Below are 24,300 nucleotides of genomic sequence, written 5' to 3' on the forward strand. Positions count from 1 at the left end.
GTACATATATGACTAAATTTTAAAAATTTTCTAAAATATATTATAATGGTAAAGAACAACATGAATTGAAAGGGTGAAGAAAATGAACTTGATTGCTCCAAACATTTATAATTTAACAGAAGAAATGGAAAAGTATGCTTTAAACCCTGAAAAAAAAGCTTTAATCTGGATGGATGAACAAGGCGTTACCGAGGAGATTACATATAAGAAGCTCCTAGACAGAGCGAATCAAATTGCAAATTCTTTAGAAGAACTAGGTCTGGCTAAAGGTGATAGAGTTCTGATCATCATGCCGCGACTGATCGAAACGTATGCAGTGTATATCGCTTGTTTAAAAGCTGGAATTTCTGTTATTCCTTGCTCAGAAATGTTAAGAGCTAAGGACCTGAGCTACCGTGTCCAACATAGTGAAGCAAAAGCGATCATTGCAGATTACCGATTTACTGAGCAAGTTAATGAGATCCAAGATCACTTGCCTACTCTTACATATAAAATTAGTGCGAACGGAGAGACAGAAAATTGGTTAAGCTTACAAGCCATTACGAATAATGTAAGCGTTTCCTACAAGGCTCCTGAAACAGCAAAAGATGATATGGCTTTTTTATCTTACACATCAGGTACAACAGGCCAGCCTAAAGGTGTTGTGCATACACACGGATGGGCATATGCTCATATTCGTACTGCTGCTAAGAGCTGGCTAAACATTTCACAAGATGACAAAGTTTGGGCAACTGCTGGACCAGGTTGGCAAAAGTGGATCTGGAGTCCATTCTTATCCACATTAGGCACAGGTTCTACCGGATTTGTCTACCAAGGAAAGTTCGATCCAAAAAAATATTTAACGCTTTTGCAAGACCAGCAGATCTCTGTTTTATGTTGTACACCAACAGAGTATCGTTTAATGGCAAAAGTAGATAATTTGGATCAATATAAGTTACCACAATTAAGGAGCGCTGTATCGGCTGGGGAACCGTTAAACCGAGAAGTAATCGATACGTTCGAAAAGTATTTCCACATTAAAGTGCGTGACGGATATGGACAAACAGAGAATACATTATTAGTCGGAACGATGGAAGGTATGGAGATCAAGCCAGGTTCAATGGGGAAGCCAACCCCTGGAAACGATGTTGACGTTATTGATGAGAACGGAAAACCAGTTACTGCTGGAGAAGTTGGTGATATTGCCGTTCATAAGAATTGTCCAGCTCTGTTTAAAGAATATTATAAAGACCGAGATCGGACGATGATGGCTTTTCGTGGTGACTATTATGTTACGGGTGATAAAGCAAAGAAAGATGCTGAAGGTTATTTTTGGTTTGAAGGCAGAGGTGACGATATCATCATCTCCTCAGGGTATACGATCGGACCTTTTGAAGTTGAGGATGCACTTGTAAAGCACCCTGCTGTTAAAGAATGTGCTGTAGTAGCAAGCCCAGATGAAATACGTGGTCATATTGTTAAAGCGTTTGTTGTTTTACGAGATCATACAGCAAGTAACGATGCCCTAACAAAAGAGCTTCAAGAACACGTAAAAGAACTTACCGCTCCTTATAAATACCCAAGATCGATTGAATATGTGGATGATCTTCCAAAGACAACTTCAGGGAAAATCAGGCGTATCGAGCTGCGTCAGTTAGAAGCATCTAAAACAAGGTGATTTTTTAAAGAAAAGCAGATACTTTATCTGCTTTTTAGTTTGGTGTTTACGTTATACTACTGTAAAAAGATGATTGGTAAAGGTGGTAAATAAATTGGGGACGCTCTTTTTTAATGGGAAAATCTATACGATGGTAAATGAAAGAGAGAATATTGAAGCCGTTTACGTAGAGAACGGCCAAATTATTAAAACAGGCACGGCAGAAACCTTATTAAAAACATTTAATGAACGTATCACGAAAAAAGTTGATCTAAAAGGGTATGTTATGTATCCAGGTTTTGTAGATAGTCATCTGCACTTGATCGGTCATGGTGAAAAATTGATAAAGCTTTATCTTTCAGAAATGACTTCCGCTGAGGAGATGGAATTTGCTCTGCGAGAAAAAGCAGCTACACTTACATCCGATGAATGGTTGATCGGAGAAGGTTGGAACGAGAACAATTTTATCGACCGTAAGATTTTTCATAGGCATGAACTTGATGATATTTCAGGAGGACGCCCTGTTCTTTTATCCAGAGTGTGTCGGCATGCATTTTTAGCAAGCACGAAAGCATTAGCATTGGCAGGTATAACTAAGGATACGATAGATCCTCCAGGTGGAATTATCGTAAGAGATAATGATGGAGAAGCAACAGGGCTGTTACATGATAGTGCTGCAGAACTTGTAAAGAAAGTTGTGCCAGAAGCTTCCCAGAACTATTTGAATACTGCCTTAAAGACCTCTATCAAACATTTGCTTTCATTAGGTTTAACAGGAGGTCATTCTGAAGACCTAAGCTATTATGGGTATGTAGAAAGACCGTTAAGTGCTTACCGATCTGTCATTGAAGGAGAAGAAATTAAGTTTCGAGCTCATCTATTGGTGCATCATGAAGCATTTGAAGACTTCAAGAATGTTAAAAAGGAATATGAGCTGCCTTTTGTAGAGTATGGAGCATTGAAAATATTTGCAGATGGAGCTTTTGGAGGCAGGACCGCTTGGCTATCTCAGCCTTATAACGATGCACCGGAAACCTCAGGTGTATCGATCCATGCAGATTTTGATCTTGCTAAACTTGTTCAAAAAGCTAGAGAGTATCATATGAATGTTGCTGTACATACGATTGGTGATATGGCATTGAAACAAACGATTGAAGCGATAAAAAATAACCCTGCAAAGGAAGGCAGAGATCGCCTAATTCATGTTGGACTTGTAGATGATGAATTAATTGCTGATATGAAACAACTACCTGTCATTTTAGATATACAACCAGGATTTGTAGCATCAGACTTTCCTTGGTTAATCGAACGACTTGGAACGGAACGGATTCCAAATGCTTTCCCTTTTAGACGTCTGATAGATGAACAACTAATTTGTGCGGGTGGCTCTGATGCTCCTATTGAACCGGTGGATCCGCTTCTTGGAATATTTGCAGCTGTTACCCGAAGAAAACCGGGGGAGAGTCATGAAGGATATGTTCCAGAACAAAAATTAACAATGTTTGAAGCGATAGCATTATATACTGTCGGAAGTGCTTCGGCCATCATGCAAGAGGATGTTAAAGGGGTCATTAAAGAAGGATATTTCGCTGACTTTACTGTCTTAGATCAAGATCTATTTGAAGTTTCAGAAGATGAGATATTAAAATCTAAGGTTGTACTTACAATTGTAGACGGTGATATTGTCTATGAGAACAAGGGTGAGTAGAACGCGGAATCATGAACAGAAGAAAAACAGCTTGCAGAAAATGCAAGCTGTTTTATTTGGTGTTTATCTTCTACAAGAAGCTTCTTTTTACTTTATGCCAAAATGAATTGTCTTTTAATTTTACAGTCTTGATTCTTTTATTTGTGAGCTCAAAATTCAAGGTTTCACAATGTTTAATACTCATCGCCTCATTGTCCATACCGATAATCGGATAATGGCTGTTATCATGCTTGATCTTTAATGTCATCTTACGGTTATCACTTAGGATAAACGACGATCCTAAAGTGCGATAGTGATTGTTATTTAATGAAGCGAGCTCACTGATTTGATAGCAAGCTAGCATCGGGTCAACGACCGCTCCGTTAACTGACTTATTGTAAGCAGTACTTCCTGTAGGAGTCGAGATGATCATTCCGTCTCCACGGAAGGTTTCAAAATATAAATCATCAATGAAGACATCGATCTCAAGAGTTCGAATAATAGAAGAGCGTAGGGAACATTCGTTTAAGCAAAAAAATGACCCTTGTCCATCAATATTTACCGACAGAGCAGGATATTTTCTAACTTCAACTTGTTCGTTTTTCATCGCTTCAATCATACCTGCTTGATCATCAATATGAAAATCGCAATAAAATTCATTCTCAAGTGTACTGACGCCCACATACAGACAATCATCTCTAAAGCCAGTTTTACGGACCGCTTGTAAGAAGGTGCCATCACCACCAATACTAGCTATGATGTTTGCTTCTTTCTCATCTTCAACTAGTTCAAAGCCCTCTGTTTTGGCCAATGAAAGTAATGAGTTGATCTTTTCTAAAGTACGTTCTTCCTTTTTATAAAAAAAGAATATTTTATTACGAACAGCCATCATACCTTCCTCCCTTTCATTTCTCTGCTTTCCTATTTTGTTCTTTAATTCCTGATTCTATTGTAACAGACATCATAACGTTTAGATTGAATGACCTCTGTCCATAATGAAAAGATAACAGAAGGGGAGAGCATGTATGGTTTGGGTGACAATCATAATTGGTATCTTACTGCTTTTATTAATCGTGATAAGTTTTTCAACGATTCATATCTCTATTTATTTCGTACATCGAAATGATAATAGTAACATTCAAGTGAATTTTAAGATGTATCGTTTTTTTAAATATAAATTAAATGTGCCACTGATCATGGTTGATGCTCAAGATCATTCTGTAAAGATCAGAGAAGAAAAACAATCAACTCTTGGAAAGAAGAAGGAAAAGAAGAAGATTTCGTTCTCACAAATAAAAAAACAGATTCACTCATTTAAACAGATGCTAAAGCACATCAACCATTTTTACCAGATACTCGCAGCATTTTTGAAGAAAATGAGAGTGAAAAAAGTAGAATGGCATAGTGCGATCGGACTTGGTGAAGCATCTTCCTCAGCTATAGCAGCTGGTACTGTTTGGGGTTTCAAAGGGGTAGCGATACAGGTGCTGAATGCATTTTTTAAACTTGAAGAATCTCCGAATATATCCGTTGTTCCTGTTTTTCAGGGTATGCATAGTGAAACGCGGTTTTCTTGTATGATTTCATTTAAAATCGGGCATGCTATTGTCGTTATGTTAAAAATCTTAAAGTCCTGGCGAATAGTAAGTCGTTCGACCAAGGTGAATTCTGAATATATGACTGGAGGCATGTAGAAAATGAGTGAACATCCAATCCAGGGTTTAATGAAAACCGCGATGGAAAACTTAAAAGAAATGATCGATGTAAATACGATTATTGGTGATCCTGTAGAGACACCGGACGGCAGTGTTATTCTAACGGTATCAAAAGTAGGATTTGGATTTGCAGCAGGTGGAAGTGAATTCGGTGGACAGGAAGAATCCCGTAATTCATCAACACAGCAAGGATCTTCTAGTCAGTCAAAAGAGATGCCTTTTGGTGGAGGAAGCGGAGGAGGAGTTTCGATTACTCCGATTGCATTCCTAGTTGTAAGTAATACTGGGATCAAGACGATCCACTTAGATAACAGCACACACCTTTATGAAAGAATCTTAGATCTAGCACCTGGTGTGATTGATAAGCTGCAGCATCTCATGAACAAGAACAAACATGATCATGGCCCTTCAAGCACACAAACACATGAGTTTTAAAAAAGCTAACATCTCGTTAGCTTTTTTTTCTGGGTTGCTTTAAGATGAAAGGGAAAGTACATAATTTATATCTTAAAGGAGGAGTATGATCATGGCTGTAACATTTAAAGAAAAACCAGTCACATTACTAGGAAATGAAGTAAAAGTAGGGGACCAAGCTCCAGATTTTAAAGTGTTGGCAAACGACATGTCTGAAGTTAGTCTTGCAGATTCAAAAGGAAGTGTACGTTTGATCGCTGCTGTCCCTTCAGTTGATACAGGCGTATGTGATGCTGAAGTGCGTCGTTTTAATGAAGAGGCGTCTAAGCTTGATAACGTCAAAGTCTTAACGGTTTCAGTGGACTTGCCTTTTGCACAAAAAAGATGGTGTGCAGCAGCAGGGATTGAGAATGTTCAAACGCTATCTGATCACCGTGATCTTTCATTCGGTAAAGCCTATGGTGTTGCGATCGAGGAACTTCGTCTTCTAGCGCGCTCTGTATTTGTTATTGATAGCTCAGATAAAGTTACGTATGTAGAATACGTAGATGAAGTTACGAGCCACCCAAATTACGAAGCAGCGATCGAAGCAGCTAAAGCAGCAAAATAGACATTCAGACATCTCCGGTAAAGCTTCAAAATACCGGAGATTTTTTTGTTTTAAATATTGCTCACAACCTCCATTTTAGTAACGGTAGAAGTTAATGATTGTATATACAGTACGTAGTTTGCTAAAATGTTTCCTGTGAAAACTTAGGAGGAAGCTATATATGAGTTCTTTTAAAGATGTAGAAAAGCTATTTGTTGTTCTCGACAACACAGCAACGGCAATTAAGGATAAACTTGAACTGCCTTATTTAGACGCTCTTGTAGAATCAGGAGAAAATCTGTTCTTTCAGGAGATACCAAAAGAATACCCGAAGGAATTATCAACTGTATTAACAGATGAATACAAAAAAGTAAACGTTATAGAATTTGGTAAAGAAGAAACGCGTAAAGCATTTCAGTTGGCTGTACTAAAAGGTATGAAAGAAGCTGTTCAGCCCCATCATGCGATGACACCAGATGCGGTTGCACTTTTTGCAGGATACCTCGTACAAAAATTCATGAAAAAATCCGAAAACCTTACATTGTTAGATCCTGTAGTCGGTTCAGGAAACTTGCTAACAGCTGTTATGAATCAGTTGAAGGACAAAGAGTGTGTTTCATTTGGAGTAGAAGTGGACGAAACTCTTTTACGTTTAGCGTGGGTTAATGCAAATATCCAAAAACATAAACTAGAGCTTTTTCACCAAGATGTGATCAAACCACTCTATGCAGATCCAGTTGATGTGGTTGTAGCCGATCTTCCTGTAGGATATTATCCAGATGATGAAGCAGCTAAAGCCTTCAAAGTTTATGAAAAAGAAGGACATACTTATGCTCATCACTTAATCATTGAGCAGGCCGTTCATCATTTGAAAGAAACAGGTATTGGGATATTTATCGTGCCGAACAACCTCTTTGAAAGTGAACAAGCAGACTTGTTCAAGAATTGGATGAAGGAATCAGTAACCGTCCTAGGTCTTCTTCAACTTCCTGAATCATTGTTTAAGTCATCCGTTCATGCAAAGAGTATCCTCATTCTACAAAAGAATGGAGAAGGTGCAATAAAGCCTAAACAAGCGATGCTAGCTCAGCTTCCATCTTTCTCTAACAAAAATGGGTTAGGAAATGTAATGGAACAGATTAATGAGTGGTTTAAAACAGAGTGGGAACGTGAAAAATAACAGCGTGGGTCTATCCTATGCTGTTTTTTTTATGCAATTGCAAACGGATTCAAGTCTGAATTGCATGAATATAAGATGTAAGCGTTTTACAACCTTGATATTAATAAAGGTCAATGTTTAAATAAGGAAGGATTAAGTTTCAAGTGAGATGGAAGTAGGAGTTCACATCCTGCTATTTCATTGAATATGAAGGAGATGGCTATTTTGGCTAAAATTATTGCAATTAACGCCGGAAGCTCGTCCTTAAAATTTCAGTTGCTTCAAATGCCTGAAGAAGAAGTACTGACTAAAGGACTTGTAGAACGTATCGGATTAAATGATTCAGTTTTCACGATCGAAGTGGATGGTGAAAAAGTAAAAGAAATTAAAGATATCCAAGATCACTCAGAAGCAGTATCTATGCTTTTAGATAAATTAGTAAAACATAATATTATTTCTTCTCTTGAAGAAATCGAAGGTATCGGTCATCGAGTTGTGCATGGTGGAGAGAAGTTTAACGACTCTGTTCTAATCACAGATGAGATTTTACATGAAATCGAAGAGATTTCCTACCTTGCTCCACTGCACAACCCAGCCAACGTTGTTGGAATCAAAGCCTTCAAAAACGTACTGCCTAACGTACCTGCAGTTGCTGTTTTTGATACGGCTTTCCATCAATCTATGCCTGAAAAATCATTCTTATACAGCCTTCCATATGAGTACTATGAAGACTACGGTATTCGTAAATACGGTTTCCATGGAACGAGTCATAAGTATGTTTCAGAGAGAGCTGCTGAACTTCTTGGACGTCCGGTTGAACAACTTCGTCTTTTATCATGCCACTTAGGTAACGGTGCAAGTATTGCAGCGATCGAAGGTGGAAAATCGATTGATACATCTATGGGCTTTACACCTCTAGCAGGTGTTACAATGGGAACTCGTTCTGGTAACATTGACCCTTCATTGATTCCTTACATCATGCAAAAAACAGGTCAAAGTGCTGAAGAAGTAATCAATGTCTTAAATAATAAGAGTGGAATGCTTGGTGTTTCTGGCTTCTCTTCTGACCTTCGCGATATTGAAAGTGAAGCAGAAAAAGGGAACGAGCGTGCTGAACTAGCTTTAGAAGTTTTTGCTAGCCGTATCCATAAATATATTGGATCTTATGCAGCGAGAATGGCTGGTATTGATGCGATCATCTTTACTGCTGGTATCGGTGAGAACAGTACAGCTGTACGTGAACGCGTACTTCGTGGTTTAGAGTTCATGGGTGTATATTGGGATCCTGCTCTTAACCAAGTTCGTGGTAAAGAGGCGTTCATCAGTTACCCTCACTCTCCTGTAAAAGTTATCGTCATTCCTACAAACGAAGAAGTTATGATCGCGCGTGATACAATGCGCTATGCGATGTAGTTATAGAGACAGTCTTTTCCTTTTGGAAAGGCTGTTTTTTTGTGTTTAGAAATGCAATATAAAGGAGGAATATGGAGTTGTTTAGCGTAAACCATCTAATGAGCTTAAAAATAGTGTTCACCTTTTACAAGAGGGAGGCAAAAAATGTATATAAAGAAACAATTTCTATACATGAACAATCAAAATATTAGAGCTGTCGTTCGGAATTATGAACAAAAAGATTTTGCTGAACTCCTTAACATTCAAAAAGAAAGTTTTCCTTCTCCATTTCCCCCAGAATTATTATGGAACGAAGAACAGTTACATAACCATATCTCGCTCTTTCCGGATGGAGCTCTATGTGTAGAGATCAATGGAGTCCTTGCTGGATCGGTAACAAGTTTACTCGTGGATTATGACTTGGAACATCCGCAACATACGTGGGAAGAGATAACGGGGAACGGTTATATCACCAATCATGATCAAAGTGGAAATACACTGTATGTTGTAGATATTTGCATAAGACCATCACACCGTAAATTAAATTTAGGCAAGCTTCTTATGCAGTCTTTGTATGAAACAGTCGTTCACCTTAAATTACAGAGATTATTAGGTGGAGGAAGGATGCCGGGTTATTCAAAGCATTCACATGTTCTTTCTCCTCAAGATTATGCTGACAAAGTGATTAGTGGCGAGTTATATGATCCGGTCATATCGTTTCTTTTGCGATGTGGAAGAAATCCGCTGATGCTTATCCCGAATTATATAGAGGACGAAGAATCATCTAACTATGCATTGCTCATGGAATGGAAAAATCCCTTTCTATAAGATTGCTCATTCGGTGTTTTTTACTTTAAGAGCGATTTATACTACACTATTTAAAAGGTTTTAAGGAGGATGCTTATGGCATTAACAGCGCGTGAGGAACAGATCTGGCAAGAGATCAAAGCTTGGGAAGAAGATTTTTTTACATATGAACCTACAGATTTTGGCCGAACTTATGAAAAATGGGCTACAAGGCAGATGGACCTCCTTCCAGAAGAGGTGCAAGAGACAGTCGGTGAATATGTGGATTCTGCATTGTTTCATATTCATGCTCTTATACAAAATTCCCAATTCCAATTGGATACTAAACAACGGTTATTGTCTGAAGCAAGAGTCTTTAGAGACGATATCTATGAAATTGAAGATCTGAAAAAGTGTTCGATCGATCAGTTATCTTATATGGCAGACCAGCAAATCGCAAGAAACAGGCTCTTGTCCTTTTCACAAGGAGGGCTCGCAGGCACAGGAGGACTTCTCTTTTTAGGAACAGACCTGCCTGCAATGGTTGCTCTTGGAATACGTTCCGTGCAATCTATCGCGATGCACTATGGCTATGATATCCAAAGGCCTGCAGAAATGATGCGTTCTTTAAAAGTTTATCATGCAGCGACGATGCCGAAGCGTTTTCAACAGGAAAAATGGGACGAGCTGATGGTTGAGATCAGGGAGGAAGAAGATCCAATTTTTTATGCGGGAAAAGATGTGATCGCAGATGTGTCCTGGATGTCACATCCGATACAACAAGCTATGAAGATGATGGCGATTCTTCTTCTTCGGAAGAAGCTAACACAAGGGTTGCCGATTTTCGGAATGGCACTCGGTGCATTCATGAACTATCAACAGTCTAGAAAAATCACAGAAATTGCACACAAGTTTTATCAAAAAAGATATCTCTTTGAAAAATATTAAGAAACAGGTGTTGCTTCCATGAGTGTAAAAGAACATAAAGCTCTAGCACCACGAGTGGTTAGATGCATGATCGTAACCGTTAGTGATACGCGTAATGAAGAAACAGATAAAAGCGGAAAATTAATCCATACTTTTTTAGAGAAAAAGGATCATAAAATTGCTGCATATAAAATTGTTAAAGATGAGTTGGGATCCATTCAAGATGCTGCGGAATACGGTATACAGAATGAAGAGATTGATGTTGTCCTTTTTAATGGAGGAACAGGAATCGCTTCTAGAGATGTAACAATTGAGGCATTAACGCCTTTATTTGATAAAGAGATCTCTGGTTTTGGTGAACTTTTTCGCATGTTAAGCTATACAGACGATATTGGCTCTGGTGCGATGCTGAGCAGAGCTGTAGCGGGAGTTAAAGATAGGACAGCGATATTCGCACTCCCTGGTTCATCAGGTGCTGTAAAACTAGGGATGGAGAAATTAATCATACCCGAGCTGTCACATGTTGTTCAACAGCTGAATAAATAAGGTGTTTGTTAAAGAAAATACTCCAAAATAAAGAGGATGCAAATGCATCCTCTTTATTTTTATGTTAAGACTCCTAATATCGAAGAGAACCTGATTTAATCATGAATCTTTGAAGTAATACTCTGATTCAATCTGTACCATAGCCAAAGATCGTTGATGACAGAAGCGAGGCTCGCGATTTTATTGTTCAATTCGCATGAGACCTCAAAATGTTCTTCGGTTGATAGTTGGTCTTGCAACTCGTTAATTATCTCTTCGATCTCTCCGATTCGATCAGGAATTCTTCCTCTGATCTTTTCCCATTGCAACATAATCGCTTCTTGAGTCGCCGTATTGTACTTTTCCCACGATTTGTTTAAATGCGGAACAAAGATTCCGAGTCTTTCATCCCAAACAAAGTCATTCTGCAATTGAAATCACCTCTATTTCTATTGTACAAAAGGGTGGAGTGGGATGGTAGATAAAAGTCCGATGTTATTTTTATTCATTTTAAAGAATAACCTTGCAATTCTGTTAGTGTTTTTGTTATAGTATGAACTATCATAAATGGTATTTTTATAAACAAAAATGTATAAAAATAAGTATATATTCATTTTTGGCTATAACAAAAGGAGAGATTTCATATGGGGAAAAAGGTAGTTTTAGCTTATTCTGGGGGATTAGATACGTCTGTTGCGATTCCTTGGCTAGCTGATAAGGGATACGAAGTTATTGCATTATGCTTGGATGTAGGTGAAGGCAAGGATCTGCCTTTTATACAATCAAAGGCGTTATCCATCGGAGCATCTGAATCGATCGTACTTGATGTTCAAAAGGAATATGCTGATGAATATGCATTAGTAGCTCTACAATTACATGCATTGTATGAAGGGAAATATCCACTCATCTCTGCATTAAGCAGACCGTTGATCGCGAAAAAGTTAGTAGAAACTGCTAAAAAATATGGAGCTACAGCCGTTGCTCATGGCTGCACAGGAAAAGGGAACGATCAAGTTCGTTTTGAAGTTTCTGTTTCTGCACTCGCTCCTGAGCTTGAAGTTCTAGCGCCAGTTCGTGAATGGAACTGGTCTCGTGAAGAAGAGATTCAGTATGCAAAAGAACATGATATTCCTGTTCCTATCAAAAAGGAAAATCCGTTCTCCATCGATCAAAATTTATGGGGAAGAAGCAATGAGTGTGGAATCTTGGAAGATCCTTGGGCTGCACCACCAGAAGAAGCTTATGAAATGACCGTTGCTCTTGAACATACGCCAGATGAGCCCCAGATTGTTGAGATCGGATTCGAACAAGGTGTTCCAGTATCACTGAACGGTCAGCATGTTACATTAGATGTTCTGATTAACCAGTTGAACGATTGGGGAGGCGCGCATGGTGTTGGACGAATCGACCATGTTGAAAATAGATTAGTAGGAATCAAATCTCGTGAAGTTTACGAATGTCCAGCCGCAACAACGCTTATTAAAGCCCATAAAGAACTTGAGGATCTTACATTGGTTAAAGAAGTCGCTCACTTTAAACCAATCATTGAAAAGAAGATGACTGAACTAATCTATGAAGGTTTATGGTTCTCACCGTTACATGCATCATTAAAAGCCTTCTTGGACGAAACACAAAAACATGTAACAGGTACAGTTCGTGTTAAATTCTTTAAAGGGCATGCGATCGTCGAAGGAAGAAAGTCACCTTATTCTCTTTATGACGAAAAATTAGCAACTTATACATCAGACGATGCTTTTGATCATACAGCTGCGAAAGGTTTTATCTCTTTATGGGGACTTCCTACAAAAGTTAGCAGCATGGTTCAAAAAAATGAGGTGAAAGTGTGAAGAAGTTATGGGGAGGACGTTTCTCAAAACAGCCTGAAGAATGGGTAGATGAGTTTGGAGCATCCATCTCTTTTGATCAGCAATTGGCCAGTCAAGACATTAAAGGAAGTTTGGCTCATGCTAAGATGTTGTTTCAGTGTAAGATTATTGACGAGAGTGCTTACGTAAATATAAAGAATGGGTTGCTTTCTCTTCAATCAGATGTTGAAGAAGGGAAGCTAACGTATTCTGTTAAATACGAAGACATTCATTTGAACCTTGAAAAATTATTAACAGACAAAATTGGACCAGATGGTGGAAAACTTCATACGGCAAGAAGTCGAAATGATCAAGTGGCAACAGATTTTCATCTTTATGTAAAAGAAGAAACGTTATTGATCATTGCTCATATTGAAGAATTACAAAAATCACTTTTAAATCTTGCAGAAGAGCATGTAGAAACGATCATCCCTGGGTATACACATCTTCAGCGTGCACAGCCCGTTTCATTCGCTCATCATCTGTTGGCGTACTTTTGGATGCTTGATCGTGATAAAGGAAGACTTCAAGATAGTCTAAAGCGCAGTGATATTATGCCTCTTGGTGCTGGAGCACTTGCGGGAACGACGTTTGAAATCGACCGCAACATCACGATGAACGAGCTTGGATTCAGAGACAAGTATCTCAATAGCCTGGATGCTGTAAGTGATCGAGATTTTGCGATCGAATGCTGCAGCAATGCTTCTATGATCATGATGCATCTTTCTCGTTTTTGTGAAGAACTAATCCTTTGGTCCTCAGAAGAGTTCGGATTCATAGAGATCAGTGACAGCTTTACTACAGGCAGCTCCATGATGCCACAAAAAAAGAATCCTGATATGGCTGAATTGATCCGAGGAAAAAGCGGGAGAGTATATGGTTCGTTGATCTCCCTTCTTACATTGATGAAGGGATTGCCACTTGCATACAACAAAGACATGCAGGAAGACAAAGAACCTGTTTTTGATACGGTAAAAACCGTTAAAGGATGCTTAAGTATCATGACTGGTATGATGAACGAAGTGAAAATTCATGTGGATAAGATGAATAAAGCAGTCCATCAAGACTTTTCTAATGCTACAGAGCTTGCAGATTACCTAGCGAAAAAAGGAATTCCCTTCCGCGAAGCACATGAATTAGTTGGTGAGATGGTGCTTCAATGTATTCAAAAAGAGTGCTATCTTCTTGATGTAACGTTGGAAGAATACCAAGAATGGTGCCCACTCGTAGAGAATGATCTGTTTGAGGCTTTATCTCCAAAAACAGCAGTAGAAAGACGAAATTCTGAAGGTGGAACTGGTTTTGAGGCCGTTCGCCAACAGATTGATGCAGCACAATCAAAAATGGCCGTTTCCAATAATTAGCTTAAATGAACTTTCCTTGTAAGACAAAAACTATGGTTAAAGTCTTGCGTTTGAAGGAGGAAAGTTAAGATGGAAAACGAAAAACGTCCCAATCAACAGCTTGAATATGATGCTGAAGGTGAGATGACTGTTCACCAGCAGATAACAGAATCTTATCAAAGCGGAATCGTAGATAAAGTAGATCAAGCACAGCAAAGAACAAAACTTGATGAAGAAGAAAGCCTTTCATAACAAAAGATTAGGGTAGCTCTATTACAGAGGCTACCCCTTTTTTTGTTAAAAAAAGTTATTACGATTGCCAACCCAGGGCAGAATTTTTCATAAAACCAAAAATGAGAATGTTCTTTTTCCTTTTAGGGCACCTTAAAGCTGTCTTGAATTTATATATATTCTAAGAAGATTCAACTTTTTATTTTGAGTTTTTGGTGGTATGTTAACTATAGAATAATGAAAATATTTCCATGTGAATTAAGGGAGGGTACAACATGAAAATAGGAGTACCGACTGAGATAAAAAATAATGAAAATCGAGTAGCGATGACACCGGCGGGCGTATTGAATCTTGTGGCATCAGGTCATGAAGTATTTATTCAAAAAGGTGCTGGAATTGGTTCAGGGTTTACAGATGAAGAATATGAAAGTGCTGGTGGTGTTATCGTAGAAACACCGACTCAAGCATGGTCGATGGACATGGTCATGAAAGTAAAAGAACCGCTTCCTGAGGAGTACTGTTTTTTCCGAGAAGGTCTAATTCTCTTCACTTATTTACATCTTGCGCCTGAGCCAGAACTTACTAAAGCATTAACGGATAATAAAGTTGTTGGCATTGCGTACGAGACAGTTCAACTGCCGAATGGGACACTTCCTCTCCTTACACCGATGAGTGAAGTGGCAGGAAGAATGGCTGCGCAGATAGGTGCTCAATTCTTAGAAAAACCAAAAGGTGGGCTAGGTATCCTCTTAAGTGGAATACCTGGAGTAAGGCGTGGAAAAGTAACGGTAATCGGAGGCGGTGTGGTCGGGACGAATGCTGCTAAGATCGCTATGGGACTTGGAGCGGATGTTACAATCATTGATTTGAACCCCGAACGACTTCGTCAGCTTGATGATATTTTCGGTGTTGAGATCAACACGCTTATTTCAAATCCACTTAATATAGCTCTTGCCGTTCAAGAATCAGCATTGGTTATTGGAGCTGTGTTAATTCCGGGTGCTAGAGCACCTAAGCTTGTGACCGAAGAGATGATTAAAGGCATGCAGCCAGGTTCTGTAATCGTGGATGTTGCCATTGATCAAGGTGGAATCTTTGAAACGGTTGACCGCATCACGACACATGATAATCCGACGTATGAAAAACATGGCGTTCTTCATTATGCAGTGGCTAACATGCCAGGCGCTGTTCCGAGAACTTCAACGATCGGTCTGACTAACGTTACAGTCCCTTATGCTCTTCAAATTGCAAACAAAGGTTATGTTCAAGCCTGTTTAGATAATGAAGCTCTACTCAAAGGGATCAATACATTAGATGGGTTCGTAACATACAAAGCGGTTGCTGAATCGCATCAACTAGACTATCAAGATGCCGTATCCATTCTAAAATCAAACAAATAAATACCACAAAGAAAAAGTTCGCATTCCTTTTCTCTGGAATCGGACTTTTTTTCTGTTCTATAATAGGGTATGTACATTAGTAGTGTATTTCAGCGTTTAATTTGAGGAGGGAGCATGTAATTATGAAAGTGACATACCACGGACATTCTGTACTTGAAATTCAAACCGAGCAACATTCTATTTGGATCGACCCTTTTATAAACGGTAATGGACAAGCTAAGATTGATGTTAAGGACGTAAAAGCCGATGTGATTCTTTTAACACACGGTCATAACGATCATGTAGGTGACACGGTTGAGATCGCAAAAGCGAATAACAGCTTGGTCGTTGCGCCATTTGAACTTGCTGAGTACTTACAAACACTCGGTGTAGAGGCACATCCTATGCATATAGGAGGAAGCCGCACATTTGATTTTGGAAAAGTGAAATTCACTCAAGCTTTTCATGGATCAAGTTATTCGCAAGAAGATGGCACTGTCGTATATACGGGAATGCCAGCGGGAATTTTATTCTCACATGGTGGGAAAACGCTATACCATGCTGGAGATACAGCTCTATTCTCAGATATGAAATTAATTGGAGAGTTTGCAAAACCAGATATTGCTTTCTTGCCTATAGGTGACAATTTTACAATGGGACCTGAGGATGCATTAATCGCAGCAGAGTGGATCGGTGCTGAGGTTACCGTGCCAATCCATTACAACACGTTTCCTGTGATTGAACAGGATCCTGTGGCCTCATTCACATCTAAACTCGGAAACAAAGGAAAAGTGCTCATAAGCGGTGAAAGCATAAGTGTATAATGATTCTAACCTCCCTTTCTATGCATATTGATGATAGTAAGGGAGGTTGTGTTTTTTATGAGACAAGAAAAAATGGCAAAAGTGTTAATGTTGTTGGTGCTTTTCTATGTAGCGATACCTGTTTTATCTTTTGACGGTCCTTTGCTGCAACAACTTTTCTCGGCAGCATGGATGGGATTTGCGGGTATGCTTTTAGTTAGCCTTTTGTTTAAGAAAGATACACCAGAGAAAAGAGCTGTTAAAAAGCAAATAGTGACTCCAGATTCAAAAATGAAAAAAAGGATACACATGGAAAGTTGAGTTTCTGTTCTAATGCCTGTATAATCTGTATTAGTCAAAGCGATAAAACAGATAGATACAGGTAGAAGGAACGGTGAATGTAATGCTAACCAAGCATGAACAAATATTACAGCATATTTTGGACCTTGATGTCGGATCAAAAATCTCCGTTCGGCAAATAGCAAAAGATCTGACCGTTAGTGAAGGAACAGCTTATCGAGCGATAAAAGAAGCAGAAAATCAAGGAATCGTAAGCACGATCGAACGAGTTGGTACGATACGTATTGAAAGACAAGCAAAGAGTAACATTGAAAAGTTAACGTTTGCTGAAGTAGTAAATATTGTTGAAGGACAAGTACTTGGCGGCCGCGCTGGTCTTCATAAAACGCTGCACAAATTTGTAATCGGGGCCATGAAACTTGAAGCGATGATGCGCTATGTTGATGCAGGAAGTTTATTGATCGTAGGTAACCGTGTAAACGCTCATGAACTTGGACTTAAAGCAGGAAGTGCAATCTTAGTTACTGGTGGCTTTGATACAGAGGAAGAAGTGAAACGACTCGCAGATGATCTAGAGCTTCCTGTTATCTCTACGAGCTATGATACCTTTACTGTTGCGACTATGATTAATAAAGCCATCCATGATCGTTTGATTAAGAAAGATATCGTTTTAGCATCTGATATTTTAATTCCGATCGATGAGACGCATTATCTTTATCAACATGATAAAGTGCAGCGTTGGCACGAGTTGAATCAACAAACTATGCATAGTCGTTATCCGGTTGTAGATCAAGGTAATCGCGTAACAGGAGTAGTTACTTCCAAAGATATAATAGGGGTACCTGTTTCCATGCAAGTAGAAAAAGTAATGACTCGTGCACCTTTAACCGTTACGGAAAAAACATCTGTTGCTGCTTGTGCTCATATGATGATCTGGGAAGGAATCGAACTCCTTCCTGTTATCGGAACTTCTCACAAACTGATCGGAATTTTAACAAGACAAGATGTATTAAAAGCGATGCAGATGATGCAAAAGCAGCCTCAAGTAGGTGCTACTTTTGATGATCTTATTACGACAGAGTTAAAAGAGCAAAAAGTAGATAATGAGATCTCGTACTTCTGTAGAATTACACCACAGATGACCAATCATCTTGGAACTGTTTCATACGGCGTTTTAATGACGATCGTGACGGAAACTGCGCGAAAAGCACTGAGAAAAATTAAAAAAGGCGACCTCGTTGTGGAGAATGTTACGTTTTATTATATTAAGCCCGTACAGATTGATAGTGATATTGAACTGATCCCGCGAGTGCTGGAAGTGAGCCGGAAATTTGGGAAAGTAGATGTTGAGATCCATCATGATGGAAAGATTGTTGGAAAAGCTATGATGATGGCACAACTTCTTGATCATCGTTCATAAAAAAAAGTCCCTGGTTCAGGGACTTTTTATCCATACGTAATTAATTTTTCTGTGCTTCTTTACGTGCAAGTGTAAGGAAATGCTTGTACATTTTATAATTCATGATCAACAGTACAATTCCATAGATTAAGAAAATAAGTGCCACCCAAAGTTGAACACGTCCTTCAACAGCAGTGAGTTCGTTCAGACCGAAAGAAGCTAAGAATGAACCGAGTGCCATTTTTGCTTTTGTGCCTGTCCACCGCTTTAAGAATGGTTCTTTTGCGCGCACTTCAGAGACTTTATAGAACACATAAAGAGAAAAAGAAAGTATAATTAGGATAATAAAAATAGGCATTGAAAATTCCCCCAAGTATTTACTCCACTATATTGTAAACGTTTAAAACCATAATTGCCACAACGACATCTAAAAGGAGTCTGCTATGAAAGAACAAATCTTACAAAGAATTGAACAGTATGAAAAGATAATTATTCATCGACATGTCAGACCAGACCCGGATGCGCTTGGATCACAAGGTGGGCTTTCTGCGATCATCAAAGCAAGTTATCCTCAAAAAGAAGTGTATGTTGTAGGGGAAGAGGAAGCGGGCCTCACATTTCTAAACACAATGGATGTTATAGAAGATGATGTTTATAAAGGGGCTTTGGTCATTATTTGCGATACTGCAAACTCACCTCGAATCAGTGATCACCGTTATTCACTAGGAGATTTTGTTATTAAAATCGATCATCATCCAAATGAAGATCCTTATGGAGATTTGATTTGGGTTGATACTGAAGCAAGTTCTACATCAGAGATGATCATGGATCTTTACCTTTATGGAGCAACGTCTGGATTAAAACTTGATGAACATGCAGCAAGACTTATCTATGCTGGTATTATTGGTGACACTGGTCGCTTTTTATTTTCAAACACGACTAAAAAAACACACTATTATACAGCAACGTTATTAGAGACAGGATTCTCACCCTCAGAAATTCACGGGAATTTATATAAGATATCTGAAAAACTCGTTCGGTTGAACGGTTATGTTCTTCAAAATTTTTCGATTGCAGATAATTGTGTAGGTTATATTCATTTAACTAAAGATACATTAGAAGAGTTCGGCACTTCTGCCGGTGAAGCATCACTGTTAGTAAATTCTTTTTCGCATGTTGAAGGCTTGTTAGCGTGGGTGTTTTTTGTGGATGAACCAGATCAGATCAGAGTTAGATTGCGGTCGAAAGGTCCTGTTGTTAATAAGATAGCAGCTAAATTCAACGGCGGTGGGCATCCGAGAGCATCAGGAGCAACGGTATATACAAAAGACGAAACGATGTCTGTACTAGCAGAACTTCGGAACCTTTGTAAAGAATATAAATCCAAATAAAAAAGGCCTCATCGGGGGGCCTTTTTATGCTTTAGCATGATATATTTAGTTAGCTTTTTCAGGGATAAACCAAGAGCCAACATCTGTTACATCTTCATGCACTTTTAAGTTTAATTTTGCAAGCTCTCTCTTGATTAGGTCTGCTACTTCTTTCGTTTCTGCAAAAGCAGAAAAGCCATTCTGTAATTCCTTTACCTTTTCACGGGCAAGTTCTTTTCGATTGATAATCATGTAGTTTCCCCCCAATAATCACTCTTGAAATATTCTTTACACATATTTTATACAATTGAAGGAGGGATTGCCATTTCTTTGCCCAAAGATTCATAAAAACGTAATATTTCGACCATTATTTATGCATAATCATTCACTGATTTTAGCTGAGATATAGATTCGAAGAACACCCGTGTATAAATACAAATGATCGATCTTGACTTCATAAGCTTGCTCATCGTCATCGAGTCGGTACGTTTTATTTTCAATAGCTTGTACGAGTAAGGAATGGCTTTTTGCGAGTGTTTCTGTATCTTCTCCTATAAGGTGCTCTAGGTCGTCTTCAACTGCTTTTGCCAAGTGCAGCCTAGTTAAGTTTGATAATTTTGAAGAATCTTGGTTTGAAAATCTTGCATTCACTTCATGTAGTTTAAACTTCTTAGCAAGTTCTTTGTTTGCTTTTTCATCATCGGAAGTTAAGATCTCGTTCTTTTTTTCTAGATCATTTATTTCTGCTTGCTGGTTCTCGATTTTAACAATCAGCCTCTCATGAGCCAAGCCGCCTTGTATTAAAAAAAATGCCCAGCCGATAATAAATCCGATCGCTATCCCAGCAAAAAAACGCTGATAGCCTTTTCGTTGATATAGCGGGGGGATCCTCATCAGTTGATGTTCTCCTGGCTGAGCCATTGAATCAATTGCATGGCAGAATTAGCCCCAGCAATCGCTACGAAAATATAAGTTAATTGTTTGAAAATCTCTATAGTAGCGCCGTTTTCAAAACTTCGCTCGAAGTTCGTGATCGTATCGAACGTACCACCAATAGCAGCGACGATTGCCCATATTTTAAGTCTTTTCGCAAGTTCCATCATCTCTAAGATCGGTGCTTTTCCTACAAGAAAAGCGGCAAGCCCGCCGATTAACGCTCCGCCCAACAATACACCGAAAGCTATAGCAAAATCTAATATGATATTCGCAAAAAATTCACGTACCATGAGACAACCTCCCCTCTTAATCAATGTATGGGAAGTAGATGAAGTGTATGCTAATTTGAGTGAAAATGAATAATCGCTCGTAATTCATAACTGTTTCATTAACACATGCGAACTTCTGTACTATAATGGAATGCAAACAGGTGCGTAAAGGAAGTGATGGTATGGGATTTGTCCCACTGCATATACATAGTGAATACTCGCTTCTTGAAAGCTCTTGTCGAATTGAAGAGCTTGTTCAATATGCAAAAGAGCTTGGATATACCTCGTTAGCGTTAACAGATAAATCCAATATGTATGGAGCATTAAAATTTTATACAACCTGTGTAAAAGCTGGCATCAAACCTATCATTGGATTAGAAGCAGAAGTTGGAAGAAATCAAGCAGATACAAAAGAGAAGATAAGTTCACACCACAAACTTCTTTTATATGCCATGAACATAGAAGGCTATGAAAATCTATTAAAACTCACAACGCTTATGCAGACTAAGCTGGACGGTGAAGTGTCACCTCTTTCTTATGAAGAAATCTCAAATCATGCTGAAGGCCTTATTGCTGTTTCATCAGGAATAGAAGGTGAGGTTCAGCAGTATCTTACTCGTGAAAACCTTGACGATCAAATATTAGATCGGATGCTTCAATTCTATAAATCGTGTTTTAAAGACCGCTTTTACCTTGGAATAGAAGATCATGATACAGGTATAGAGAAAACAATAAATCTCCAATTGCACAACCTTTCAAGGAAATATCTCATCCCTCTCGTTTGTATGCATGAAACGTATTATATGAAAAGAGAGGATGCAGACGCGCATGATATCCTGCTTTGCATCAAACAAGGCGAGAAGAAAAACAATCGTGATCGATTTAAACTGCAGACCGATGAGTTTTATTTTAAATCCCCAACAGAAATAGAACGTCTATTTTCCCATGCTGAAGAGGCACTGGATACAACGTCCAAACTGGCAGAAAGATGTTCGCTCGAGCTTGATCTTGGTAACATCGCTTTGCCCAAATACCCTGTTCCTGACAATAAGAACAGCTATGAATATTTAACAGAGCTGTGCAATAAAGGACTTTTAAATCGGTACGAAACGATAACACCTGAAATCAAAGATCGATTAACATACGAACTCAATATTATTAAAAGCATGAACTTTGAAGATTATTTCTTGATTGTATGGGATTTTATGAAATTTGCACACGACGAAAAGATGATCACAGGACCAGGAAGAGGTTCTGCAGCAGGTTCATTAGTCGCTTACGTCCTTAAGATCACCAATGTTGATCCTATTCATCATCAACTGATCTTCGAGCGCTTCTTAAACCCTGAACGGATCACGATGCCTGATATTGATATCGATTTTCCTGATAACCGTCGTGATGAAGTATTAAGTTATGTTGCGCGTAAATATGGTACAGATTATGTTGCACAGATCATTACTTTTGGAACATTAGCTGCAAGAGCTGCGATAAGGGATTCGGGCAGAGTAATGGATTTTGCTCCAGCCCTTATTGATCTTACCGCTAAGAATATTCCATCTAGACCAGGAATAACGTTGGAAAATGCGTTGAAAGAATCAGCGGGCCTGCAACAGGCGTACAAGAATGAACCTGATGTGAGAAAGCTAGTTGAGATCGCAATGACACTTGAAGGTTTACCGAGGCACGCATCAACCCATGCTGCAGGCGTAGTCTTGTCAGGAGCACCACTTGTTCAAAAAGTACCTTTACAAACCGGTCATGACGGTATACCTCTTACACAATATAGTATGGAATGGCTTGAAGCTGCAGGACTGTTGAAGATGGACTTTTTGGGCTTGCGAAATTTATCGCTCATTGAAAACATCTTATGGGCGATCGAAGAAAATGAAAATGTGAAGATTAGTCTGAATGATATTCCATTCAACGACGCTAAAACATTTGATCTTCTTGCAAAAGGTGATACTACTGGGGTGTTTCAGCTTGAGTCTGACGGGATGAGAAAAGTTCTTCAGCAGCTTAAACCGACGGAGTTTGAAGATATCGTAGCGGTGAATGCTCTTTATCGGCCGGGTCCGATGCAGAATATTCCCGACTATATTGCAGGCAAACATCGTCTGAAGACTGTGCAATACATGCACCCTGATCTGGAACCGATTTTACAATCAACATATGGTGTGATCGTTTATCAAGAACAGATTATGCAGATTGCAACAAAAGCTGCTGGTTTCACACTAGGAGAGGCAGATTTGCTTAGGAGAGCAGTAGGCAAGAAGAAAAGGGATATTCTTCTACGTGAGAGACAACACTTTGTTGCGGGGTGTCTAGAGCAAGGCTATGATGAAAAATCTGCAGATGCGTTGTACGACTTGATCGTACGTTTTGCTGATTATGGATTTCCTAGGAGCCATGCTGTTGCATACAGTGTGATCGCTTATCAACTTGCCTTTTTAAAGGCGAATTATCCAGCCTACTTTATGGCGGCTCTGCTTTCAAGCGTGATTGGGAATCATGATAAAGTGAATCAATATATTAAAGAATCCGAGCAAAGAGGAATTCCTGTTCTACCACCATCCATAAAAAAAGGCAGTGAAATTTTTATTTCAAACGGATCTACTATCACATTTGGTCTGTTGGCAATAAAAAACGTTGGTTACAATGCAATTAGGATGTTGATGACAGAGAACCAAAAAGAACCGTTTCATGATCTGTTCGATATTTGTTCACGTTGTCCTCAGAAAGTTGTGAATAAACGTACACTCGAATCATTAATTTTTGCAGGAGCTTTGGATGAATTGGGGCAAGATAGAGCAGTGTTGCTAGCTTCATTAGAAACTGCGATTGAATATGGTGAAGAGTTTCAGGAAATTTCACGAAAGAATCAGATGTATCTTTTTGATGATGATATTAATTTGCCTAAACCTTCCTATGTTTCTGTTCAATCTTTTCAAGAAAGCGAAAAACTTAAGTTTGAAAAAGAAGCTTTAGGCTTTTTCTTTTCTTCACATCCGCTGCAAAGATTTCGAACGACCTTAATCAGCTGGAAAGCGGTTAACATCAATGAGTTAAAAGAAAAAAAATCATCCGTTCGTCTAGGTGTTCTTGTGGACAAAGTACGAGCGATCAAAACCAAAAAAGGAGAACTCATGGCATTCCTGACGATCAGTGATGAAAGTGGTGAGATAGAGGCCGTGGCTTTTCCGAAAGTTTATGAAGCGTACCATTCTCTTCTTCAGAAAGGACAACAATTGTTTATAGAAGGAAGTGTGGAGCACCGTAACGAATCACTGCAGATTCTTGTGAATAAATGCAGACTGCTCGAAGATCTAAAGTCAAATGAGCAGCCGACCCTATTTATTAAAATAGATAAAGACCATCAGTCGTCTCAGCATCTGAATGCGATGAAGACCATTTTCGACGAATCTAAAGGTTCTACATCTGTTGTTTTGATCTATGAAGAGAATAGACAAAAGGTCCAGATTTCACAAAAAGTAAATGTTTCCGAAAACTTGTTATTAGAATTGCAATCTGTTATTGGTGAGGGTAATGTCGTATTTAGAAGAAATTAAAAACCTTTA

25 protein-coding genes are annotated in these 24,300 nt (G+C 38.8%); 19 read left to right on the forward strand and 6 right to left on the reverse strand.

Going from position 1 to position 24,300, the window contains the following annotated elements; genetic code table 11:
• Nucleotides 1-82 precede the first annotated feature (82 nt).
• Both mbcS and FS458_RS05675 read left to right on the forward strand, forming a co-directional pair.
• A complete protein-coding gene (gene mbcS / locus FS458_RS05670) occupies nucleotides 83-1,657 on the forward strand; it encodes an acyl-CoA synthetase MbcS (protein WP_144698608.1) in 1,575 nt (524 codons plus the stop codon).
• Nucleotides 1,658-1,751: 94 nt separating this feature from the next.
• A complete protein-coding gene (locus tag FS458_RS05675; RefSeq protein WP_186320461.1) occupies nucleotides 1,752-3,344 on the forward strand; it encodes an amidohydrolase in 1,593 nt (530 codons plus the stop codon).
• A 70-nt stretch (nucleotides 3,345-3,414) separates the two neighbouring features.
• On the opposite strand, the gene FS458_RS05680 is transcribed toward FS458_RS05675, so the two are convergent.
• A complete protein-coding gene (locus tag FS458_RS05680) occupies nucleotides 3,415-4,215 on the reverse strand; it encodes an NAD kinase (protein ID WP_144698610.1) in 801 nt (266 codons plus the stop codon).
• A gap of 133 nt (nucleotides 4,216-4,348) precedes the next feature.
• Here FS458_RS05680 and FS458_RS05685 point away from each other — a divergent pair, with 133 nt between their 5' ends.
• The 8 genes from FS458_RS05685 to FS458_RS05720 all read left to right on the forward strand — a co-directional run bounded on the left by FS458_RS05685 (nucleotide 4,349) and on the right by FS458_RS05720 (nucleotide 10,851).
• Entirely contained in the window at nucleotides 4,349-5,017 is a 669-nt protein-coding gene (locus FS458_RS05685; protein WP_144698612.1) for a DUF2953 domain-containing protein, read from the forward strand.
• A 3-nt stretch (nucleotides 5,018-5,020) separates the two neighbouring features.
• Entirely contained in the window at nucleotides 5,021-5,473 is a 453-nt protein-coding gene (gene ytfJ / locus FS458_RS05690; RefSeq protein WP_137788650.1) for a GerW family sporulation protein, read from the forward strand.
• A gap of 88 nt (nucleotides 5,474-5,561) precedes the next feature.
• Entirely contained in the window at nucleotides 5,562-6,062 is a 501-nt protein-coding gene (gene tpx / locus FS458_RS05695; protein WP_066400246.1) for a thiol peroxidase, read from the forward strand.
• Between the two features lie 160 nt (nucleotides 6,063-6,222).
• Nucleotides 6,223-7,221: a class I SAM-dependent methyltransferase gene (locus FS458_RS05700; RefSeq protein WP_144698614.1), complete on the forward strand. Its 999-nt coding sequence runs from the start codon at nucleotides 6,223-6,225 to the stop codon at nucleotides 7,219-7,221.
• Nucleotides 7,222-7,425: 204 nt separating this feature from the next.
• Nucleotides 7,426-8,613, forward strand: coding sequence for an acetate kinase (locus FS458_RS05705; RefSeq protein ID WP_144698616.1), 1,188 nt, complete (start codon nucleotides 7,426-7,428; stop codon nucleotides 8,611-8,613).
• 144 nt (nucleotides 8,614-8,757) lie between these two features.
• Complete coding sequence (locus FS458_RS05710; RefSeq protein WP_144698618.1) at nucleotides 8,758-9,420, forward strand: GNAT family N-acetyltransferase; 663 nt, start codon at nucleotides 8,758-8,760, stop codon at nucleotides 9,418-9,420.
• A gap of 75 nt (nucleotides 9,421-9,495) precedes the next feature.
• Nucleotides 9,496-10,326, forward strand: a complete 831-nt coding sequence (locus FS458_RS05715) for an EcsC family protein (protein ID WP_144698620.1) — start codon at nucleotides 9,496-9,498, stop codon at nucleotides 10,324-10,326.
• Between the two features lie 18 nt (nucleotides 10,327-10,344).
• Entirely contained in the window at nucleotides 10,345-10,851 is a 507-nt protein-coding gene (locus FS458_RS05720) for a MogA/MoaB family molybdenum cofactor biosynthesis protein (RefSeq protein WP_144698622.1), read from the forward strand.
• Between the two features lie 95 nt (nucleotides 10,852-10,946).
• On the opposite strand, the gene FS458_RS05725 is transcribed toward FS458_RS05720, so the two are convergent.
• On the reverse strand, nucleotides 10,947-11,261 hold the full coding sequence (locus FS458_RS05725) for a hypothetical protein (protein WP_144698624.1): 315 nt from the start codon (nucleotides 11,259-11,261) through the stop codon (nucleotides 10,947-10,949).
• 213 nt (nucleotides 11,262-11,474) lie between these two features.
• Between FS458_RS05725 and FS458_RS05730 the strand changes: the two genes are divergently transcribed.
• The 7 genes from FS458_RS05730 (at nucleotide 11,475) to FS458_RS05755 (ending at nucleotide 18,171) form a co-directional block, all read left to right on the forward strand.
• Nucleotides 11,475-12,677: an argininosuccinate synthase gene (locus tag FS458_RS05730; protein ID WP_144698626.1), complete on the forward strand. Its 1,203-nt coding sequence runs from the start codon at nucleotides 11,475-11,477 to the stop codon at nucleotides 12,675-12,677.
• Nucleotides 12,674-14,059: an argininosuccinate lyase gene (gene argH, locus FS458_RS05735; RefSeq protein ID WP_144698628.1), complete on the forward strand. Its 1,386-nt coding sequence runs from the start codon at nucleotides 12,674-12,676 to the stop codon at nucleotides 14,057-14,059. Before FS458_RS05730 ends, argH begins: the two co-directional genes overlap by 4 nt.
• A gap of 69 nt (nucleotides 14,060-14,128) precedes the next feature.
• Entirely contained in the window at nucleotides 14,129-14,290 is a 162-nt protein-coding gene (locus FS458_RS20600) for a hypothetical protein (RefSeq protein WP_186320462.1), read from the forward strand.
• A 254-nt stretch (nucleotides 14,291-14,544) separates the two neighbouring features.
• Nucleotides 14,545-15,669, forward strand: coding sequence for an alanine dehydrogenase (gene ald, locus FS458_RS05740; protein WP_144698630.1), 1,125 nt, complete (start codon nucleotides 14,545-14,547; stop codon nucleotides 15,667-15,669).
• A gap of 122 nt (nucleotides 15,670-15,791) precedes the next feature.
• Entirely contained in the window at nucleotides 15,792-16,472 is a 681-nt protein-coding gene (locus tag FS458_RS05745; protein WP_144698632.1) for a metal-dependent hydrolase, read from the forward strand.
• A 57-nt stretch (nucleotides 16,473-16,529) separates the two neighbouring features.
• Nucleotides 16,530-16,772 (forward strand): hypothetical protein, encoded by a 243-nt coding sequence (locus tag FS458_RS05750; RefSeq protein ID WP_144698634.1) that lies wholly within the window; start codon nucleotides 16,530-16,532, stop codon nucleotides 16,770-16,772.
• Between the two features lie 82 nt (nucleotides 16,773-16,854).
• Nucleotides 16,855-18,171, forward strand: coding sequence for a DRTGG domain-containing protein (locus tag FS458_RS05755; RefSeq protein ID WP_144703324.1), 1,317 nt, complete (start codon nucleotides 16,855-16,857; stop codon nucleotides 18,169-18,171).
• Nucleotides 18,172-18,211: 40 nt separating this feature from the next.
• Here FS458_RS05755 and FS458_RS05760 read toward each other — a convergent pair whose 3' ends face one another.
• Entirely contained in the window at nucleotides 18,212-18,508 is a 297-nt protein-coding gene (locus FS458_RS05760; protein ID WP_144698636.1) for a YtpI family protein, read from the reverse strand.
• Between the two features lie 85 nt (nucleotides 18,509-18,593).
• Between FS458_RS05760 and FS458_RS05765 the strand changes: the two genes are divergently transcribed.
• On the forward strand, nucleotides 18,594-19,541 hold the full coding sequence (locus FS458_RS05765) for a DHH family phosphoesterase (RefSeq protein WP_144698638.1): 948 nt from the start codon (nucleotides 18,594-18,596) through the stop codon (nucleotides 19,539-19,541).
• Nucleotides 19,542-19,586: 45 nt separating this feature from the next.
• Here FS458_RS05765 and FS458_RS05770 read toward each other — a convergent pair whose 3' ends face one another.
• From FS458_RS05770 to FS458_RS05780, 3 genes are all read right to left on the reverse strand, one after another.
• A complete protein-coding gene (locus tag FS458_RS05770; RefSeq protein WP_066396796.1) occupies nucleotides 19,587-19,772 on the reverse strand; it encodes a hypothetical protein in 186 nt (61 codons plus the stop codon).
• Between the two features lie 129 nt (nucleotides 19,773-19,901).
• Nucleotides 19,902-20,414 carry a sporulation membrane protein YtrI gene (ytrI, locus tag FS458_RS05775; protein ID WP_144698640.1) on the reverse strand — a complete coding sequence of 171 codons (513 nt, stop codon included), beginning with the start codon at nucleotides 20,412-20,414 and terminating at the stop codon, nucleotides 19,902-19,904.
• A complete protein-coding gene (locus FS458_RS05780) occupies nucleotides 20,414-20,746 on the reverse strand; it encodes a YtrH family sporulation protein (RefSeq protein ID WP_066396792.1) in 333 nt (110 codons plus the stop codon). The genes ytrI and FS458_RS05780 overlap by 1 nt, the downstream gene beginning before the upstream one ends.
• Before the next feature lie 161 nt (nucleotides 20,747-20,907).
• Here FS458_RS05780 and dnaE point away from each other — a divergent pair, with 161 nt between their 5' ends.
• Nucleotides 20,908-24,291: a DNA polymerase III subunit alpha gene (gene dnaE, locus FS458_RS05785; protein ID WP_144698642.1), complete on the forward strand. Its 3,384-nt coding sequence runs from the start codon at nucleotides 20,908-20,910 to the stop codon at nucleotides 24,289-24,291.
• Nucleotides 24,292-24,300: the final 9 nt, after the last annotated feature.

Origin of the sequence: Fictibacillus phosphorivorans, from assembly GCF_007673525.1 — a bacterium.
Taxonomy (GTDB): Bacteria; Bacillota; Bacilli; order Bacillales; family Fictibacillaceae; genus Fictibacillus; species Fictibacillus phosphorivorans_C.

Coding starts and splice junctions, on each gene's coding strand:
- mbcS (WP_144698608.1), top strand. CDS start 83: ATGAACTTGATTGCTCCAAACATTTATAATTTAACAGAAGAAATGGAA.
- FS458_RS05680 (WP_144698610.1), bottom strand. CDS start 4,215: ATGATGGCTGTTCGTAATAAAATATTCTTTTTTTATAAAAAGGAAGAA.
- FS458_RS05685 (WP_144698612.1), top strand. CDS start 4,349: ATGGTTTGGGTGACAATCATAATTGGTATCTTACTGCTTTTATTAATC.
- ytfJ (WP_137788650.1), top strand. CDS start 5,021: ATGAGTGAACATCCAATCCAGGGTTTAATGAAAACCGCGATGGAAAAC.
- FS458_RS05700 (WP_144698614.1), top strand. CDS start 6,223: ATGAGTTCTTTTAAAGATGTAGAAAAGCTATTTGTTGTTCTCGACAAC.
- FS458_RS05710 (WP_144698618.1), top strand. CDS start 8,758: ATGTATATAAAGAAACAATTTCTATACATGAACAATCAAAATATTAGA.
- FS458_RS05715 (WP_144698620.1), top strand. CDS start 9,496: ATGGCATTAACAGCGCGTGAGGAACAGATCTGGCAAGAGATCAAAGCT.
- FS458_RS05720 (WP_144698622.1), top strand. CDS start 10,345: ATGAGTGTAAAAGAACATAAAGCTCTAGCACCACGAGTGGTTAGATGC.
- FS458_RS05730 (WP_144698626.1), top strand. CDS start 11,475: ATGGGGAAAAAGGTAGTTTTAGCTTATTCTGGGGGATTAGATACGTCT.
- FS458_RS20600 (WP_186320462.1), top strand. CDS start 14,129: ATGGAAAACGAAAAACGTCCCAATCAACAGCTTGAATATGATGCTGAA.
- ald (WP_144698630.1), top strand. CDS start 14,545: ATGAAAATAGGAGTACCGACTGAGATAAAAAATAATGAAAATCGAGTA.
- FS458_RS05745 (WP_144698632.1), top strand. CDS start 15,792: ATGAAAGTGACATACCACGGACATTCTGTACTTGAAATTCAAACCGAG.
- FS458_RS05750 (WP_144698634.1), top strand. CDS start 16,530: ATGAGACAAGAAAAAATGGCAAAAGTGTTAATGTTGTTGGTGCTTTTC.
- FS458_RS05755 (WP_144703324.1), top strand. CDS start 16,855: ATGCTAACCAAGCATGAACAAATATTACAGCATATTTTGGACCTTGAT.
- FS458_RS05760 (WP_144698636.1), bottom strand. CDS start 18,508: ATGCCTATTTTTATTATCCTAATTATACTTTCTTTTTCTCTTTATGTG.
- FS458_RS05765 (WP_144698638.1), top strand. CDS start 18,594: ATGAAAGAACAAATCTTACAAAGAATTGAACAGTATGAAAAGATAATT.
- FS458_RS05770 (WP_066396796.1), bottom strand. CDS start 19,772: ATGATTATCAATCGAAAAGAACTTGCCCGTGAAAAGGTAAAGGAATTA.
- ytrI (WP_144698640.1), bottom strand. CDS start 20,414: ATGAGGATCCCCCCGCTATATCAACGAAAAGGCTATCAGCGTTTTTTT.
- FS458_RS05780 (WP_066396792.1), bottom strand. CDS start 20,746: ATGGTACGTGAATTTTTTGCGAATATCATATTAGATTTTGCTATAGCT.
- dnaE (WP_144698642.1), top strand. CDS start 20,908: ATGGGATTTGTCCCACTGCATATACATAGTGAATACTCGCTTCTTGAA.